Origin of the sequence: Bacillus sp. SJZ110, assembly GCF_006715455.1 — a bacterium.
Taxonomy (GTDB): Bacteria; Bacillota; Bacilli; order Bacillales; family Bacillaceae; genus Bacillus; species Bacillus subtilis.
On the sequence record NZ_VFNF01000007.1, the window covers coordinates 125,525 to 142,031 of the forward strand.

The window sequence follows — 16,507 nt, forward strand, 5'->3', positions numbered from 1 at the left end:
AGGAGAGGATATACATGGCACTGACAAAAGAACAAACACAGCATCTCTATCATAAATTGCTCGATATGCAAAAAGAATTGTCTGGCGAGAGGAAGGAAACAGAATCAATGACGGAAGAAGTGGGGGAGCTTTCCAACGGGGTTGACAACCATATGGCAGACCACGGGACGCTCGTCACAGACCGGATGACAGACCAAACAGTGAAAGAGATTGACCGGGAGCTGTTAGAGGAGGTCAACCGTGCATTACAAAAGATGAAAGACGGAACTTACGGCGTGTGTGAAAAAACCGGCCAAGAGATTCCTTACGAAAGACTTGAAGCTGTTCCTTATGCAAGAATGACAGTTGAGGCCCAAGCTGATGTGGAGGATGATCTGGAGACAGATGCTCCTTCTTATGAAAGAGAGTTTCATGAACAGGTAAAAGACTTATCCAACAAAGAAACAATTGATCAAAAAAGCTCGCAGACGTATGAAATCTTGGATCGTGAACAAGATTCGAAGTAAAAATGCCAAGCAAGTACACCGATATTAGATGTACTTGCTTTTTTTTTGAAAAAAAATCTCATATTCAAAATAAAGTGATTGACTTTGCGTAAAAAAGAAAGTAACATACTATTTGTAAGTAAATATAAAAAGTTTACCGGGAGGAATACAGATGTCTACAGTTTTATTTGTAAAATCAAGCGACCGTACAGCTGAAGAAGGCGTTTCAACTAAACTTTACGAAGCTTTCTTAGCTGCTTATAAAGAAAACAACCCTAATGATGAAGTGGTTGAATTAGATCTTCATAAGGAAAACCTTCCTTACCTTGGCAGAGATATGATTAACGGAACATTTAAAGCAGGTCAAGGAATGGAAATGACAGAAGATGAGAAAAAACAAGCAGCAATTGCTGACAAATATCTGAACCAGTTTGTAAAAGCTGACAAAGTTGTTTTCGCATTCCCGCTTTGGAACTTCACAGTGCCAGCAGTGCTTCATACTTATGTTGATTATCTGTCTCGCGCAGGCGTTACATTCAAATACACACAAGAAGGACCAGTCGGTTTAATGGGCGGCAAAAAAGTTGCGCTTCTTAACGCACGCGGCGGTGTCTACTCAGAAGGACCAATGGCTGCACTTGAAATGTCATTAAACTTCATGAAAACAGTTCTTGGTTTCTGGGGTGTTCAAGACTTGCACACAGTTGTCATCGAAGGACATAACGCAGCACCTGATCAAGCGCAAGAAATCGTTGAAAAAGGTTTACAAGAAGCAAAAGATCTTGCTGCAAAATTCTAATAAAGCCAAGACTCCTATCGTTACAAATAGGAGTCTTTTTGTATATACACATTAATATAGAAGAAAATAATCATTCGCTTTTAGCGAAAAAGGCTGTTTTTTTTTATTGTAATATATTTTTTGTTTGTCGAATTGTCAGGTATTTTGGAGAAAAAGCAGTTTTATTCACTGGAAAAAGTTTTTCTAAACAATTGTTCAGACCTCTTGATTAAAAGCGCCTGATGGTGTACTATATTAAAGAAGCTACTTTGTGCGTATTGTTAATTAAGTTTTAACCTTTAAGCTGTAATAGGGAGTTTTATATCGAAGCCGGAATGTCATGCCTCCATTGCAGAGGACGACAGGAACGTTTCTGCAAACACCCACTTTGAGGAGTGGTGGTTTAAAACTTTCTTACTTGCATACGGCAAGACGTAGCGAAAGCCATTTCCTTTTCGGAAATGGCTTTTTATTTTATCTAAAAAGGTTTGGTATAGTGAATATTCCATTTTTGTGTGAATGAAATGAAGGCCGCTTTTTTATGATATGATGGGAGAAATTCAAGGAAAAGCGAGGTTTACACGTTATGTTACATAGAGCCCAATCCCTTCTGGCTCATTATTTTGGTTATGAGAAGTTTCGGAGCGGCCAAGATGAAGCGATCCGCTTGGTGACGGAAGCGAGGCAAAATACGGCCTGCATTATGCCGACGGGAGGCGGCAAATCGATTTGCTATCAAATTCCGGCATTAATGTTTGAAGGGACGACGATCGTCATATCACCGTTGATTTCCTTGATGAAGGATCAAGTTGATGCATTAGAAGAAGCGGGGATTAACGCCGCCTACATTAACAGCACACAATCCAATCAGGAAATATATGAGAGGCTGAACGGACTCAAAGAAGGGGCTTATAAGCTTTTTTACATTACACCAGAGCGACTAACGTCCACAGAGTTTATCCGGATTTTGCAGGGCATAGATGTTCCTTTGGTCGCAATAGACGAGGCGCACTGTATTTCTCAATGGGGCCATGATTTCAGGCCAAGCTACAGGAATATTGAAATCTTGTTCCGTGAATTACACGACAAGCCAGTCATCATGGCGTTAACAGCAACAGCCACACCCGAGGTTCATGATGATATTTGCAAACAGCTGCATATTCAAAAAGAAAACACGGTATATACCGGATTTTCCCGAGAGAATTTAACCTTTAAAGTAGTAAAAGGAGAAAATAAAGATCGGTTTATAGACGAATATGTGCAAAACAACAGGCATGAAGCAGGAATTGTCTATACAGCGACCAGAAAAGAAGCTGATCGGATATATGAGAGATTGAAACGAAATCAGGTCAGGGCAGGCCGGTATCATGGAGGTTTGGCTGATGATGAGAGAAAAGAGCAGCAGGAAAGGTTTCTTAATGATGAGCTTCAAGTGATGGTGGCAACCTCTGCTTTTGGAATGGGTATTGATAAATCAAATATTAGATTTGTTCTGCATGCACAAATTCCGAAAGATATGGAAAGCTATTATCAAGAGGCAGGACGAGCTGGACGGGACGGCCTTGCCAGTGAATGTGTTCTCCTGTTTTCACCGCAGGATATTATGGTGCAGCGCTTCTTAATTGAGCAATCAGAACATGAAGAGAAACAAAAGCAGGATTTAAAAAAGCTGAGACAAATGGTCGACTACTGTCATACCGAAGATTGTCTGCAGCGTTTTATCCTTATGTATTTCGGAGAAAAGGAGCCTGATGCGTGCGGACAGTGCGGAAACTGTACCGATACAAGAGCGGCCCATGACGTGACGCGGGAGGCGCAAATGGTCTTATCTTGTATCATTCGCATGAAAGAACGGTTTGGCAAGACGATGGTTGCCCAGGTGCTTGCCGGCTCCAAAAATAAAAAAGTTCTTGAAAACGGCTTTTCAGACCTTTCAACATACGGGATATTAAAACACCAATCCGTTGGCGAAATCAGCGATTTTATCGAATTTCTTATTTCTGACGACTTCATCAGGATGTCAGACGGAACGTTTCCGACTCTTTTTGTCAGCAGTAAAGGAAGGAATGTGCTGAAAGGAGAATTATCAGTAGCGAGAAAAGAAGCGTTAAAAGCGGCAGCGATTACTGAAAATGACGAGCTATTTGAACGATTGCGCATGGTTCGGAAAGAAATTGCGGCTGAGCAGGGTGTTCCGCCATTTGTTGTTTTCTCTGACCAAACGTTAAAAGAAATGTCAGGAAAACAGCCCGTAAATGATGATGAACTTTTGTCTATAAAAGGAGTCGGAGAACAAAAAAGAGCAAAATACGGCCGGCTTTTTTTACAAGAAATACAAGCTTATGCAAGGATGACAGACTAAAAAAACAGAAAAACAATCTTTTTTTCTATAAAAAACACATTTTATTTTCTCTGTTTCGCCTCAAAATAAAAAGACCTGCGAAGCCTATTATATCAAGGGTTCAGCAAGTCTTTCCATCAGAGAGAAATCCTTCATGTAAAGGAACTGTAATCTAAATCATATCTTTTTGTTATTGATTTGACATTTACGTGTGTTACGATATCACCTGTTAGCCGCCAATAAAAAGCTAACAAGGGAGGATTTACTTATGAAGAAGACGATTATGTCCTTTGTGGCAGTTGCTGCACTTTCAACAACTGCATTCGGAGCTCACGCTTCTGCAAAAGAAATTACGGTGCAAAAGGGTGATACGCTCTGGGGAATCTCTCAGAAAAATGGAGTGAACCTAAAGGACTTAAAAGAATGGAACAAGTTAACTTCTGATAAAATCATTGCAGGAGAAAAACTGACCATTTCTTCAGAAGAAACAACCACGACTGGGCAATATACAATTAAAGCGGGAGATACGCTTTCTAAGATTGCTCAAAAATTCGGAACGTCAGTCAACAACCTGAAAGTTTGGAATAACTTAAGCTCTGACATGATCTATGCTGGATCAACTCTTTCAGTAAAAGGTCAGGCAACAGCAGCAAACACAGCTACTGAGAATGCGCAAACAAACGCACCTCAAGCTGCGCCAAAACAAGAGGCTGTGCAAAAGGAGCAACCTAAACAAGAAGCTGTACAACAGCAACCTAAACAAGAAACAAAAGCTGAGGCAGAAACTTCTGTTAACACAGAAGAGAAGGCTGTTCAATCAAATACAAATAATCAAGAGGCTTCAAAAGAACTAACAGTTACTGCTACTGCTTACACTGCTAACGACGGCGGCATTTCCGGCGTTACAGCTACAGGCATTGACTTAAATAAGAACCCGAACGCGAAAGTTATTGCGGTTGATCCTAATGTGATTCCGCTAGGTTCTAAAGTCTATGTTGAAGGCTACGGGGAAGCAACAGCAGGAGACACTGGCGGCGCTATTAAAGGAAATAAAATCGACGTATTTGTACCAAGTAAAAGTGATGCATCTAATTGGGGCGTCAAAACTGTAAATGTTAAAATCTTAAACTAATAATATAGATTGTGGTAAAAGACATGAGCTTTTGGCTTGTGTCTTTTTTTCGTTCTGCTTAGAGCTGTTTATATCATATGCTGATAAAAGAAAGTGGTCCCGTTTTTCTCTTTATGTGCGATTCAGGGGCTCTCGGGTTAAAAGATTGATTCCACATTACAGAGACATTCGGCATCATGACATTTATAGCTGGTTGTTACTATCTTTGATCAGCGAAACGAGCTGGTGTTGTATCTTTTTTGGCAGATAATAAGCAGTTGGATGTAGCAGATGCCATTGACGGAATCGGATTGATTTCAGACGGTTTTTTATTGTGTTATTAGGCTCTTGCAGTTGGGCATGGCAGCTTCGGGAGCGAAGTGGCACAACTTTGTCATACTGAAAATACAATATAATCAATATCAGAAATTCTGCTGATGTGCAATGGCCGACCATTTTAACAGGGATATCATTCAATCCAGTCTTTTATTGGGCTGTTAACCAAGCAATCGTTCAGCGGGCATAGGAGCGAGGATATGGATCAGTTTAATTCTTCTGGTTGCGGCGAGGTTCTCAAACGGGAATTTCAGGTTAAAAAAAGGATCCTGGCAGATGCCAAGATCCTTTTTTATTTAAACCAGCCTTTTTCCTTTGACCGGGTAATGGCTTCAATTCGATTTTTCACTTCAAGCTTTTCTAGAATCATTGAGATATAATTCCGCACCGTCCCGCTTTTGATGCTGAGTTCCTGAGCGATTTCTTTTGTGTTTTTACCGTCAGCCACAAGTTCAAGCACTTCTTTTTCTCTATCTGTAAGAGGGTTAGCTTCGCTGTATAAGTCCTCCATCAGCTCAGGTGCATAGATGCGTTTTCCGTTCATGACGCTACGGATGGCGTTGGCCAGCTCTTCACTCGGACTGTCTTTTAACAAATAGCCTTTAACGCCAGCTTTAATAGCTCTCTGAAAGTAACCGGGTCTGGCGAAAGTGGTTAAGATGATAATTTTGCAGCCTGTATCTTTTAGCTCCTCAGCAGCTTCAAGCCCTGTTTTTCCGGGCATTTCAATGTCCATAATACATACATCAGGCTGGCGTTTTTTGACAAAATCAACAGCATCTTGGCCGGTTGTACCTTTGCCTACGACTTCCATATCGTCTTCGAGGTTTAGAAGTGATCCTAAAGCGCCCAGCAGCATTTGCTGATCTTCTGCAATAAATATACTAATCATATAAGCCATCCTTTATGTTTATTTTGAATTATTAGGAATTGCCATGGTAAGCTTGGTTCCGTTTTCGGTATTGATGTGAAGGCTTCCATTTGCAAACTCAAGCCGTTCTCTCATCCCGAGTAAGCCATGTCCTTTTGAAAAGGAATTTTCTTCTCCTTTGAATGTTCCATCGTCAGACACTGTTATCACAACTTCCTTCCAGAGCTGCTGAATGTCAACTCGGCAAGTTTTAGCCTGGCTGTGTTTGACGACATTTGTGACAGCTTCCTTTAAGCACATGCTCAAAATGTTTTCATTCAGCAATGAGATATTTTCGGGCCATTTCTCTTCTTCATAGATAAACATAATGTCAGCTGCTTCGAGAATTTGTTTGATGTTGATCAATTCATCCTTGAGCCGTATGCCCTTCATAGAGGAAACGATTTTTCTTACTTCATTTAAAGAAGTTCGCGCTGTTTGCTGAACACTTTTCAGTTCACGAGCTGCTTGTTCGGGATCTTTGTATATCAATTTTCTTGCTAAGTCGCTTTTTAAACCGATAAGAGAAAGCTTTTGCCCAAGCGTATCATGGAGATCGCGGGCAATTCGCTGACGTTCTTCTAATTTTACCAGTTCTGCAATCCGTTCATTTGCATCCTCGAGCTTTTCTTCAAGCCGTTCGCGCTCCTTGCGGCTTCTTATACTAAAGGGCAATAAAATTGCGCTGATGAGGGTAATGACGACAAAAGGAATTTGTGTCAGAAAGAATTCCTTTTTTAATACGAGACTGAAATTGGCTGCGACGGCTGCGCTAATTAAATGGACATAATATAAAATATGAAAAGGGACGCGTTCCTTAATGTTTCCAATAAAATACGCGATAAAAAAAGCAAAATAAATATAACTGAACAGGGTAATGGAAGCGGTTGAAATGCCAATTAATAAAAATCCCCACAAATAAATGGTCCAGCCTTTTGAGACAAAAGCAAATCGATATACCGAAAAAAATAAAAGCGTCAAAATGATGCCGACAATAATAACAAATGTAGATGATGATTTCCATATAAAGTAGAAGGGGAGGATGAAAAATATCGTCCATATATAGGGCGTAATCCCGTTTAGTTTTTGAAATGTAAAATGATTTTTAATCATGATCTTACCTCATTTTCAGCTTTTCATCTTACTTGTAACTTTATCATTGTGAAAGCCAGAATGCACCCTCCAACAATAAAAAGGAAGCCTTCTAGTATATTAGAAGACCTCCTTTATCATCAGGCATTCTTCCGCAGCTTCTGTTTTTCTGGTGAATCAGGCGGAAGGCTTACAGGTATATGTTTTATAGCCCGAAATGACACAAACTGTTTGTTATCTTCATCCCATAGACGGAACGCAAGTGATTGCAGGCTTGTTTTTAAGGTGATTGTCGGTACGTTTTTTAATGGTTCGTGATGTTCATGAGCAACTTCAAGCTTATAGTTAGGCACCTTTGGACTCAAATGATGAACGTGGTGGTAACCAATATTGCCTGTTAGCCATTGAAGCAGTTTCGGGAGTTTATAAAATGAACTGCCTTCAACAGCAGCCTGAACGTAGCTCCAGTTTTCATCCGCTTCAAAATAAGAATCTTCAAAGGTATGCTGCACATAAAACAGCCAAACACCGATTGAACCTGAAATCAGAAATATCGGGCCTTGCACCAGTAAAAACGATTGCCAGCCAAAGATCAGACAGCAAGCAGCAGCCAACGCGACAATTGCCAGATTCGTAAGGTATGTGTTTACACGTTCCTTGCGTCTTGCGCCTTTTTTGTTAAAACGGTTCGTAATCAGAAAAACATAAATCGGTCCGAGAATAAACATGATAAACGGGTTTCTATAAAGTCTGTATGCAAGCTTTGTTCGTCTGGATGCAGCTTTATATTCGTTTACTGTTAACATCCAGATGTCTCCTGTTCCGCGTTTATCCAGATTGCTGCTAGTCGCATGATGAATCGAATGGCTGTGCTGCCATTGAAGATACGGGAATAAAGTCAGGACACCTGTCAGAAAACCGAGAATGTGGTTATAGCGTTTTTGTTTGAAAAAAGATTGATGGCAGCAGTCATGGAAGATGATAAAAATTCTTGTCAGAAAACCTGCGGCAATCACCGTTAATGCTAACGTAAGAAGATAGGAGACATCGAGGCTGAGATAAGCAAGAAACCATAGGCCGAAGAATGGGATAAACGTGTTTAAAAGCTGAATCAGGCTGTTTTTTGTTTCAGGCTGAGCAAATGCAGCAACTTGCTTTGTCAGCTGTTTTTGTTTATGTGCAATGGTTTGTTCAGTCATAGTAAGTATCCTCTCATTGTGTGTCTCGGTTCAGTATACGCTAATGAGAGAAGTCTTTTGTAGTAGCACACATCATGCCTCCTATATGACATTTGTCATGTCTCGTGCGGCATGCATAACCGATTGCGCTAAAAAAGCTTGTAAAAAAATTTACAAGCTGATTAATGTTTATCAATCCATATGCGTGATGTACCCGAAATAGCTTCAATCCTGCATGTTCCTCCTATAGGGAACGTGGCAATTGGCGAGGTATGTCCGGCATTTATATTTGCGATGATCGGGATGCCGGATAATTCTTTTTTTGTTTCGATCATGGCTTTTACAAGATCCATTGATACGTTCGATGCTTTCTGAAATCTGCCGATCAAAATCGCCTTTACATGTGAAAAAGCGGGGAGGTGGATGAGTGATTGCAGATCGCGGTCAAACATGTGGATGTCTGACATATAATCATCTTCAATCAATAAAATAGTATGTTCTGTTTCAGGAAAATACTCCGTACCCTGCAGCAAATTAAGCGTGCATAAGTTTCCGCCAATTAAAGTGCCTTCCGCATAACCTTCTTGGATTACTACAGGGCCGTTATTAGGATAAAAACGCCTGTTTTCTTGATCCAAAAACCAGCGATCATCGCTCCACTCACTTGAAGGAAGAATTTCAAACGGATCGTCTGAAGCGCAGCAAGAAAGAAAATACTCTTGTGTATAATCAAGCCCTTTTTTCATTGCAAATGTTGAGAAGTGGGGACCTGAATACGTAACAAGACCCGTTTTTTGATAAATAGCGTTGCAAAGAGCGGTTATATCGGAATAGCCGCACAGAATTTTTGGATGTCGTTTGATTTTCTCGTAATCAAGATAACGCAGCAGCTGATTTGAATTAAACCCTCCGAGTGTCGTTAAAATCGCTTTGACGCCTGGATCAAAAAAGGCAGCGTGCAGATCATGGACTCTTGACTCGATAGAGGATGAATCAAATTCGTTACATTCATTTGCGTGTTCAGCGATGGTTACCCGATAACCTAAGCGTTCTAACGCCGTTTTTGCTTGGATTTTTGCTTCATTTGATAATATAGACATGCTGGTCGCGGGAGACACGATCCGGATTTCGTCTCCCTTTTTCAGTTTTGAGGCGTACATAGAACCCTCCATCAATGGTTTTATACCATTACAGCATATCTTGGCTCTTTCTTCCAGACTTTTTTACAAATCAACCCACTTAATGCTGCCGGATTGGGTATCATGATCGATACATACTTTGAATTGATGTTTTTCATAAAAGTGAATCAGCCGGTCTACATGATTCCAATCCCGTTTGGCGATGTCTCCGGTGACTTTCGGTATATTGTGGTCTCTTGCAATATCTTTTAAATATTTCATGCAAATGGAGCCAAACCCGTGATTCGGAGGGCCTTTGATGTCCCCTATATGAATGGCATCGTCCTTGTAAGACGCTACAAGTGAAAAACAGCCTTTTCCTCGGTATGCCGTTTTACAATCAGTTAGCATAATTTTGCATGTTTGGCCATCATCAATCGAGGAAACAATCATCCACTCATCATGTTTCGATTGATCAATACCAAGCACTTTGGCATCTTTAGATAAATCCTTCATATTCTCCTGCATGCGATAAATTTGAAATTCTAAATCATTTAGTTCTTCTTCAAGCTCTTGACGATTTTTTTCTTTAATAGTAAACAAGATCAAACTCCTTTCAAAAATCAGCTTAGAAACACAGTTACCAATTGTATTAGAAGAGAGGCGTATTGTAAACAACAATTCCATTATTACTAGAAATTAGCGGAAAGTCAGGTTTGATCGTTTTTAAGAGAGGAAAAAGAAAACTAACCTGTGAAAAAGGAGGAATCGGAATGGCGATTGATTCATTGATTAACAAATTACAGTATGTCCAATTGGAACCGCCGGATAAAATTCTCTCTCTGTATCTCAATACAGACATGAGAGATCCAGAGCAGCAGGGGGGAGAATGGAAGATTGCCCTAAAGTCAGGATTCAGCCGATTAAAAGAGTATTTGGCAGCTAGTGATCCAGAGGAGGAAAAGTGTCTGGATGGAATCAGGGCTAAAATGAATCAATACTTGAATGCAATGGGAAAAGACATGCCCCGCAGTCTCGTGTTTTTTGTTTCCGACAGCGGCATATGGGAACCTATTAAGCTTCAAGTCCCTGTAGATACAAGATTTTACTGGGAAGAAACAGCTGTCCTGGATCAGCTGAAGGGTTTGCGCCAGGCATACCCAAGTACGGCGTTTATTTTAACTCAGCAGCATGAAGTGAAAATTATTGAAACTGTTTTAGGAAAAATTGAGGCGGTGGAGCGTTATGAGTATGATATGATCAATGAGTCTTGGAAGAATAGCCATTCCGCTGTAGACAAAGCGCCACCATTTGAAGAGAACCGGATGAGGGAACATGTAACAGAGAACCAATCGAGACTGTATAAGCGGCTGGCTGCCAGCCTTGATCAAAAAGCTGCCGCGAAAAGATGGGAACGAATGGTTATTGCCGGGGATAAAGAAACGGCCGATATCTTGGATCAGCATATGAATAAACCCATTCATTCGAAAATTCAAAAGAACCTGCTGAATGAAAATGAACATAAGGTCATTGAACATTTGATAAAAGAGGCGTAAACCTAACAGGCCGGGGCTAATAGCCTCCGGCCTTTGAAGTGTGTCTAATTTCTGACGAAGCAATCGAAACCGTTGACATCTTCTTTGAATTTGCATACGATTTGGATAGCCAGTACAAATTAGGAGAGGTCACCAAATGAACCAAACAGAAAATAAACCGAAAAATTACACGGGGATTGTCCTTACGCTGACAGTTCTGATTAACGGTTTAATCGCAGTGCTGTTTTTTATGCCTAAATTAGATCAGTTCAGCCATGCGAATATTCACATTTTGCCAATGCTGAATGCGATATTCAACAGCTTTACGTTTATCTTCTTATTGGCCGCGCTGATTATGATTAAACAGAAAAATATCAAAGCTCACAAACGCTTTATTTTGGCCGCATTCACAACAACATTACTATTTTTGATTTGCTATGTGACGTACCACTCGATTGCGGAAAACACGCTCTATGGCGGAGAAGGTATTATGCGCCCGATTTATTTCTTTATTTTAATTACACATATCTGCCTTTCTGCAATCATTGTGCCGCTTGCGCTGTTTACGCTGATCAGAGGCTTCAGCATGCAGGTAGAGCGCCACAAAAAAATTGCGAGATGGACAATGCCTCTATGGCTGTATGTAAGCCTTACAGGCGTTATTGTATATTTGATGATTTCACCGTATTATTAAAAGCCATACTCAGTATGGCTTTTTTTACGTGTAAACATGGCAAAAGCCCAAATTCATTTTTGGGCTTTTGTCAGTAAATTGATAGACTCTTATTCATGAGCCTTGGATTCCATGGTTTCAAGTGTTGCAACCTGCAAAGATTCTTCAACAGTTTTTGTTTTTTCTTTTACTTTTTCTGCATACGTATAATCACCGTAGCAATACGGATAGCGGAAATTTTTCGCATTTCCCCCGCAAGTATACAGATCAGGATTTTTTTTGACTTGCTGCTCGGAGTATTGTTTTGCCAATTCCTCAGTATGCGTTCCTCCATGTTCAGCTACAAAATCAATGTAACCTGCCCCCATGTTGTAGCTTTGAATAATGGTATCCAAATCCACGCCTTTTTCCTTACCGGTCTTGTACATGAGGGTAAATTGCTTGATGCCTTGTTTAACACTGAGTTGAGGGTCTGTTATCTCATTGCGTTTTAACCCCAGAGATTCAGAGGACTGCATGGGATCATTGCCTTTTCCTTTTGACTCCTGATACATCATGCCTAATATGAGTGATGTATAATTAGAGAGTCCTTGGCTTTCAAGCTCTTCTTCCACCAAGGGTTTGTAATCGGTTAAACGTTCCAAAACAATCGTTTTTGTATCGATCGGAAGTTTTTTGACTAAATCCCGGTTGAAAAAAAGCAGGACCAATAAAAAAGAGGCGATGACAAAGACAAAAATCATCATAAAACCCGCAGCAGCGAAACAGCCTTTTCTCTTTTTCTTCACTGTGTTTCACCCTCAATGTTTGGAGCAGTATGACCTTTTTTATTATGACATAAGACGGTATATCAGACCAAGTAAAAACCTGATTTGAAACATAAATTTAAACTATGAGATTGAAATGGAATACAAGCAGGCTGGTTTGCACTCAAGCGCATTTGTTATAAGATAAAACTATGAATAAAGAAAGGTGATACCATATGACTGAATTTAGAGAAACGGAACAATCGGCTGCTGATCTGGACGAGGAGACGCTGTTTCTAGTCGCGCAAACATTCAAAGCGCTTTCTGATCCAACCCGAATCAGGATTCTCCATTTATTGTCCCAGGGAGAACATGCTGTAAACGGAATTGCAGAAAAGCTGAATTTACTGCAATCCACCGTGTCCCACCAGCTTAGATTTTTGAAAAATCTTCGGCTTGTCAAATCGCGCAGAGAAGGAACATCGATTTATTACTCTCCGGAGGATGAACATGTTTTAGATGTTCTTCAGCAAATGATCCATCATACACAGCATGATTGAAAAAGACATCCTTGCTTAACTCGCTGTTAGCGGGCAAGGATGTCTTTTTCTTTATTGTATTCGTGCTGTTCGAGTTCGTTTCTGCTGAGCTTGATGACAAAAGAAGAAAAACCGATATAATAAACGGCTATCAGAAAACAGACGCCAATTGTCAGAGGGTCCGTTCCGATTGACTGACTGTATGATCCAAGGCTGTTTAGATCAGGTGAGGTAAGATAAAGCTCCGTCACTCGATACAGAAATCTTGATAGAAATAAAGTTAAGAGAATCACCTCTACCCAAATATGAGTCCGAAAATAGATCTTTCCTCTGCGTTTTTCAAAGGAGATGTTTTTCTTAGCGAAAAAGACAAGGAGCCATCCGCCAAGAATGCCCAAAATGAGATATCCATATAAAAAAGGGTGAATGGCGCTGAAGATTGAAAGGCCAAAAGCAAACAGCGAGAAAAGAATGATACGGGTGAACAGCCAGCGGGGCTTCAGCGGCTGGTATCCGATGGACCTTTTAATTTTTTTATACAGAAAAAAGATGATGATCATGGCAGGATAAACGCTCTGAAGTGTAAGATGCATGATGTGAAATCCCCTCCGTTGAGAAGTGTATGCTTATCCGGTCAGAAATAGTAGCTGAAATAAATACTGAACACAAAAAAGAAGGGGAAACCCCTGTTTTCATAGCATATGCAAGGTGTATTCCGCCGCATAATAGATATGCCCAAGCTTTATCAAAATGTTATGATTGTTTTGTTGGAAAATACAAGAAGAAAAGGTGCGCAGAATGAAACTGGAACGTTTGTTAGCGATGGTTGTGTTATTGATCAGCAAAAAACAAGTGCAGGCTGCAGAGCTTGCTGAGCTGTTTGAAGTATCTGTCAGAACAATTTACCGTGATATTGAGACGATCAATAGGGCTGGTATTCCGATTGTGACCTCACAGGGTTCCGGGGGCGGAATTGGCATCATGGAAACGTATCGGCTTGAAAGAGAGTGGCTGAAGGAGGAGGAATTGTTTGCAATTGCTTCCGCTTTGCAGAGCGTTTCATCTATGTATGAACCCGTTTCTCACAGCACAGCCTATCAAAAAATCAAACACCTTATACCTGAGCAATCTGCTCAAGCATTTAAGCACCAAACAGAAAAATGGTTTATTGACATGACGGCTTGGGGCCATACTGAGGATCAAAAGACGCTGCGCGAGAAAATCAGCGCTGCCATCGATCGGTTGTCAACGATATCTTTTACATATACAAGCGCAAGCGGGGAAACACTTCTTCGTGAAACTGAACCTTATACATTGGTTTGCAAGGCGGGGCACTGGTATTTATATGCCTACTGCCTGGTAAGAAATGATTTTCGTTTTTTTAAACTAAACCGGATGAAAGATCTGGCTATCTTACATCAGACCTTTATCAGAAAAGACATTCAGCTGGACACTTTGCCATGGGATAAGAATTGGTACCAGAAGGGCCGTTTAACTGAATTGGTTATTCTTGTTCAGCCGGCAGCACGTCAGCGTATAGGTGAATGGTTCGGATATGATGTCCTTCACTGTGAGGAAGATGAAATCTGCCGGGCAGTGATTTCACTTCCAGAAGATCAATGGCTGATCGGTTTTTTGCTCCAGTTCGGAAAGGATATTGAGGTTCTGCAGCCTCTTCATATACGGGATAGAGTAAAAGAAACCATTCATCACATGCAAAAAATATATGAAACCTGACACACTGCTGTCAGGTTTCTTTGTCTATAATCTTAAAAAAAGGAGGAGATCGTATGGGCTTTTCACATATAACACACTTAGACCGGAAACGATTTGCCGGACTGTCACAACGGACAAGCAACGCACTGGAAATGACGGAAGAAAGGAGGATTCCGGCACTGTGGGACCAATTCTGGAAGCAGGATATGAGCGCTCTTTTATCACAGGCTGAAAAAGACAAGAGCATTATTGCCTTATATTCGAATTATGAACAAGAGACGAATGGGTTTTATACGTTTTCAGTCGGAACGTTTCAGGAATACGACGACATTCTTCCGGGACCATATGAAAACATTGATTTGCCGGCTTCCGCTTACGCCGTTTTCACTTCCAGAATCGGTCCTATTGAAGAGATTGTGCTTGAAACGTGGAAGGAAATTTGGACTTGGGATAAGCGGCATCTGCGCACGTTTACAGGTGATTTTGAGATGTATGATCAAAGTGCCGCAGTGCCACAGCGAGCACAAGTTAACATTTATGTAGCGATAAAAAAATAATAAACTCTTGAAAAACTAATGGTGTTAGTTAATAATAAAACTAACGCCATTAGTTTTTGTTAGGAGGGTAAAAAGATGAGAATTACTCAGTACCAAACGGTTTGGCAGCTGACTTTTTTTCCAGCATTGTTTCCGGTTAATTGCTATTTAGTAGAGGAAGAAAACGAAGTCACCCTTATTGATGCCGCACTGCCAGGCAGCTATAAAGGGATTATTCAAGCTGTGAATCAGCTTGGAAAACCGCTTCAGCATATTTTACTGACTCATGCACATGGGGACCATGTCGGATCACTGGATACATTGGCACAAACATTTCCGCATGCAAAGGTCATGATCTCGGAACGGGATTCATTCTTGCTTCAAGGTGACACATCCTTGCGGCAAGATGAGCCGCAGACGCCTATAAAAGGAGGTATTCCGAAACACATACAAACAAAGCCTCACCAACTGCTGACGGGCGGTGAAACAATTGGTTCTCTGCTTGCCATTCCAACACCGGGCCATACACCGGGCAGCATGTCATTTCTTGATACAAGAAACGGCACTTTAATAGCAGGAGATGCGTTTCAGTTGCGCGGAGGAATCGCTGTATCAGGTCAGATAAAATGGACGTTTCCTTTTCCCGCTTTCGCCACATGGAATAAGGAGGAGGCCATCAAAAGTGCACAATTGCTCGCCGATAAGGCGCCTTCCTGTCTCGCTGTCGGACATGGAAATTTCCTGAGATCACCCGCAGAGCGGATGAGACAGGCGATCCAAAAAGCAAAGAAAGGATGATGAGCATGTCACCGAGAATAGGTTTGACCCAAAAAATGATTGTAGACGCTGCAGCGGAGATTGCCGATCAGGAAGGGGTAAATGGTGTCTCACTTGCGGCACTTTCTAAAAAAATGAATGTGCGCCCCCCGTCATTGTATAACCATATCAACGGGCTGCAAGCGATCAGAACAGAACTTGCTGTCAGAGGACTGACAAAGCTTTTTGATCAAATGGCGGACTCCGTAACCGAACGAAAGGGAGATTCCGCTATGCTTTCTTTAGCACATGCATATGTTGATTTTGCAATTGAAAATCCCGGATATTATGAAGCGGCTCTGCTTAAGGTTCAGGACAAACGGACGGAAATCGTCTCTGACCAAATTGTCTGTCTTGTGACGAAGCTGCTCATTGAAAACGGCTATGCAAGTGAAAAGACTGCCATTCATGCGACAAGGGGGCTTAGAAGCCTGCTGCATGGCTTTACTGCTTTAATCGCAAAAGAAGCATTTGAACGTGAAGAGGACATTTTAGAAAGCCTGTCATTTTCAATTCGGACATTTTTGTCGGGATTATTAATAAACAATAAAAATATTATGTAAACAAATAAATGGATGTCTTATATTTCTGAATATT

At 40.9% G+C, this 16,507-nt stretch carries 18 protein-coding genes and 1 other RNA gene; 12 read left to right on the top strand and 7 right to left on the bottom strand.

Annotated elements, in window-relative coordinates; all coding sequences use genetic code 11:
- Window positions 1-14 precede the first annotated feature (14 nt).
- From FB592_RS18540 to FB592_RS18565, 5 genes are all read left to right on the top strand, one after another.
- Window positions 15-506, top strand: a complete 492-nt coding sequence (locus FB592_RS18540; RefSeq protein ID WP_076458017.1) for a TraR/DksA family transcriptional regulator — start codon at window positions 15-17, stop codon at window positions 504-506.
- 151 nt (window positions 507-657) lie between these two features.
- Window positions 658-1,284 carry an FMN-dependent NADH-azoreductase AzoJ gene (gene azoJ, locus FB592_RS18545; RefSeq protein WP_003231260.1) on the top strand — a complete coding sequence of 209 codons (627 nt, stop codon included), beginning with the start codon at window positions 658-660 and terminating at the stop codon, window positions 1,282-1,284.
- Window positions 1,285-1,521: 237 nt separating this feature from the next.
- Window positions 1,522-1,708, top strand: a non-coding RNA gene (gene ssrS, locus FB592_RS18555) — 6S RNA.
- Between the two features lie 141 nt (window positions 1,709-1,849).
- Window positions 1,850-3,625 (top strand): DNA helicase RecQ, encoded by a 1,776-nt coding sequence (gene recQ / locus FB592_RS18560; protein WP_069837564.1) that lies wholly within the window; start codon window positions 1,850-1,852, stop codon window positions 3,623-3,625.
- A 247-nt stretch (window positions 3,626-3,872) separates the two neighbouring features.
- Window positions 3,873-4,736, top strand: coding sequence for a LysM peptidoglycan-binding and 3D domain-containing protein (locus FB592_RS18565; RefSeq protein ID WP_021481459.1), 864 nt, complete (start codon window positions 3,873-3,875; stop codon window positions 4,734-4,736).
- Window positions 4,737-5,343: 607 nt separating this feature from the next.
- Here FB592_RS18565 and desR read toward each other — a convergent pair.
- The 5 genes from desR to FB592_RS18590 all read right to left on the bottom strand — a co-directional run bounded on the left by desR (window position 5,344) and on the right by FB592_RS18590 (window position 9,952).
- On the bottom strand, window positions 5,344-5,943 hold the full coding sequence (gene desR / locus FB592_RS18570; protein ID WP_004399356.1) for a two-component system response regulator DesR: 600 nt from the start codon (window positions 5,941-5,943) through the stop codon (window positions 5,344-5,346).
- Window positions 5,944-5,961: 18 nt separating this feature from the next.
- On the bottom strand, window positions 5,962-7,074 hold the full coding sequence (gene desK / locus FB592_RS18575; RefSeq protein ID WP_014480016.1) for a two-component sensor histidine kinase DesK: 1,113 nt from the start codon (window positions 7,072-7,074) through the stop codon (window positions 5,962-5,964).
- A gap of 119 nt (window positions 7,075-7,193) precedes the next feature.
- Window positions 7,194-8,252 carry a Delta(5) desaturase DesA gene (gene desA, locus FB592_RS18580; RefSeq protein ID WP_004399588.1) on the bottom strand — a complete coding sequence of 353 codons (1,059 nt, stop codon included), beginning with the start codon at window positions 8,250-8,252 and terminating at the stop codon, window positions 7,194-7,196.
- Between the two features lie 161 nt (window positions 8,253-8,413).
- Complete coding sequence (locus FB592_RS18585; RefSeq protein WP_014477062.1) at window positions 8,414-9,391, bottom strand: S66 family peptidase; 978 nt, start codon at window positions 9,389-9,391, stop codon at window positions 8,414-8,416.
- Window positions 9,392-9,454: 63 nt separating this feature from the next.
- Complete coding sequence (locus FB592_RS18590) at window positions 9,455-9,952, bottom strand: N-acetyltransferase (protein ID WP_014477061.1); 498 nt, start codon at window positions 9,950-9,952, stop codon at window positions 9,455-9,457.
- A gap of 170 nt (window positions 9,953-10,122) precedes the next feature.
- Here FB592_RS18590 and FB592_RS18595 point away from each other — a divergent pair, with 170 nt between their 5' ends.
- Both FB592_RS18595 and FB592_RS18600 read left to right on the top strand, forming a co-directional pair.
- A complete protein-coding gene (locus FB592_RS18595) occupies window positions 10,123-10,905 on the top strand; it encodes a VLRF1 family aeRF1-type release factor (RefSeq protein ID WP_015251912.1) in 783 nt (260 codons plus the stop codon).
- A 136-nt stretch (window positions 10,906-11,041) separates the two neighbouring features.
- Window positions 11,042-11,578: a DUF420 domain-containing protein gene (locus tag FB592_RS18600; RefSeq protein ID WP_003231280.1), complete on the top strand. Its 537-nt coding sequence runs from the start codon at window positions 11,042-11,044 to the stop codon at window positions 11,576-11,578.
- 89 nt (window positions 11,579-11,667) lie between these two features.
- Here the strand turns inward: FB592_RS18600 and FB592_RS18605 are convergent, their stop codons facing one another.
- The gene (locus FB592_RS18605; RefSeq protein ID WP_014480011.1) at window positions 11,668-12,345 is read right to left on the bottom strand and encodes a lysozyme family protein; all 678 of its coding nucleotides are present in this window, start codon (window positions 12,343-12,345) and stop codon (window positions 11,668-11,670) included.
- 194 nt (window positions 12,346-12,539) lie between these two features.
- Here FB592_RS18605 and czrA point away from each other — a divergent pair, with 194 nt between their 5' ends.
- Window positions 12,540-12,863: a Zn(II)-responsive metalloregulatory transcriptional repressor CzrA gene (gene czrA, locus FB592_RS18610; protein WP_003231284.1), complete on the top strand. Its 324-nt coding sequence runs from the start codon at window positions 12,540-12,542 to the stop codon at window positions 12,861-12,863.
- Between the two features lie 26 nt (window positions 12,864-12,889).
- Here czrA and csk22 read toward each other — a convergent pair whose 3' ends face one another.
- The gene (gene csk22, locus FB592_RS18615; protein ID WP_014480010.1) at window positions 12,890-13,435 is read right to left on the bottom strand and encodes a mother cell-specific sporulation protein Csk22; all 546 of its coding nucleotides are present in this window, start codon (window positions 13,433-13,435) and stop codon (window positions 12,890-12,892) included.
- 205 nt (window positions 13,436-13,640) lie between these two features.
- Between csk22 and FB592_RS18620 the strand changes: the two genes are divergently transcribed.
- The 4 genes from FB592_RS18620 to FB592_RS18635 all read left to right on the top strand — a co-directional run bounded on the left by FB592_RS18620 (window position 13,641) and on the right by FB592_RS18635 (window position 16,473).
- Complete coding sequence (locus FB592_RS18620; RefSeq protein ID WP_038829954.1) at window positions 13,641-14,579, top strand: helix-turn-helix transcriptional regulator; 939 nt, start codon at window positions 13,641-13,643, stop codon at window positions 14,577-14,579.
- A gap of 53 nt (window positions 14,580-14,632) precedes the next feature.
- Complete coding sequence (locus FB592_RS18625) at window positions 14,633-15,115, top strand: GyrI-like domain-containing protein (RefSeq protein WP_014480008.1); 483 nt, start codon at window positions 14,633-14,635, stop codon at window positions 15,113-15,115.
- A gap of 75 nt (window positions 15,116-15,190) precedes the next feature.
- Window positions 15,191-15,892 (top strand): MBL fold metallo-hydrolase, encoded by a 702-nt coding sequence (locus tag FB592_RS18630; protein ID WP_014480007.1) that lies wholly within the window; start codon window positions 15,191-15,193, stop codon window positions 15,890-15,892.
- Between the two features lie 5 nt (window positions 15,893-15,897).
- Window positions 15,898-16,473, top strand: coding sequence for a TetR/AcrR family transcriptional regulator (locus FB592_RS18635; protein WP_029318048.1), 576 nt, complete (start codon window positions 15,898-15,900; stop codon window positions 16,471-16,473).
- The last annotated feature ends 34 nt before the right edge of the window (window positions 16,474-16,507 follow it).

Excerpts from the sequence above, each read along its gene's own strand:
- azoJ (WP_003231260.1), top strand. The coding sequence starts at position 658 with ATGTCTACAGTTTTATTTGTAAAATCAAGCGACCGTACAGCTGAAGAA.
- czrA (WP_003231284.1), top strand. The coding sequence starts at position 12,540 with ATGACTGAATTTAGAGAAACGGAACAATCGGCTGCTGATCTGGACGAG.
- csk22 (WP_014480010.1), bottom strand. The coding sequence starts at position 13,435 with ATGCATCTTACACTTCAGAGCGTTTATCCTGCCATGATCATCATCTTT.
- FB592_RS18540 (WP_076458017.1), top strand. The coding sequence starts at position 15 with ATGGCACTGACAAAAGAACAAACACAGCATCTCTATCATAAATTGCTC.
- desA (WP_004399588.1), bottom strand. The coding sequence starts at position 8,252 with ATGACTGAACAAACCATTGCACATAAACAAAAACAGCTGACAAAGCAA.
- FB592_RS18630 (WP_014480007.1), top strand. The coding sequence starts at position 15,191 with ATGAGAATTACTCAGTACCAAACGGTTTGGCAGCTGACTTTTTTTCCA.
- FB592_RS18635 (WP_029318048.1), top strand. The coding sequence starts at position 15,898 with ATGTCACCGAGAATAGGTTTGACCCAAAAAATGATTGTAGACGCTGCA.
- FB592_RS18585 (WP_014477062.1), bottom strand. The coding sequence starts at position 9,391 with ATGTACGCCTCAAAACTGAAAAAGGGAGACGAAATCCGGATCGTGTCT.
- recQ (WP_069837564.1), top strand. The coding sequence starts at position 1,850 with ATGTTACATAGAGCCCAATCCCTTCTGGCTCATTATTTTGGTTATGAG.
- FB592_RS18620 (WP_038829954.1), top strand. The coding sequence starts at position 13,641 with ATGAAACTGGAACGTTTGTTAGCGATGGTTGTGTTATTGATCAGCAAA.
- desK (WP_014480016.1), bottom strand. The coding sequence starts at position 7,074 with ATGATTAAAAATCATTTTACATTTCAAAAACTAAACGGGATTACGCCC.
- FB592_RS18565 (WP_021481459.1), top strand. The coding sequence starts at position 3,873 with ATGAAGAAGACGATTATGTCCTTTGTGGCAGTTGCTGCACTTTCAACA.
- FB592_RS18595 (WP_015251912.1), top strand. The coding sequence starts at position 10,123 with ATGGCGATTGATTCATTGATTAACAAATTACAGTATGTCCAATTGGAA.
- FB592_RS18600 (WP_003231280.1), top strand. The coding sequence starts at position 11,042 with ATGAACCAAACAGAAAATAAACCGAAAAATTACACGGGGATTGTCCTT.
- desR (WP_004399356.1), bottom strand. The coding sequence starts at position 5,943 with ATGATTAGTATATTTATTGCAGAAGATCAGCAAATGCTGCTGGGCGCT.
- FB592_RS18625 (WP_014480008.1), top strand. The coding sequence starts at position 14,633 with ATGGGCTTTTCACATATAACACACTTAGACCGGAAACGATTTGCCGGA.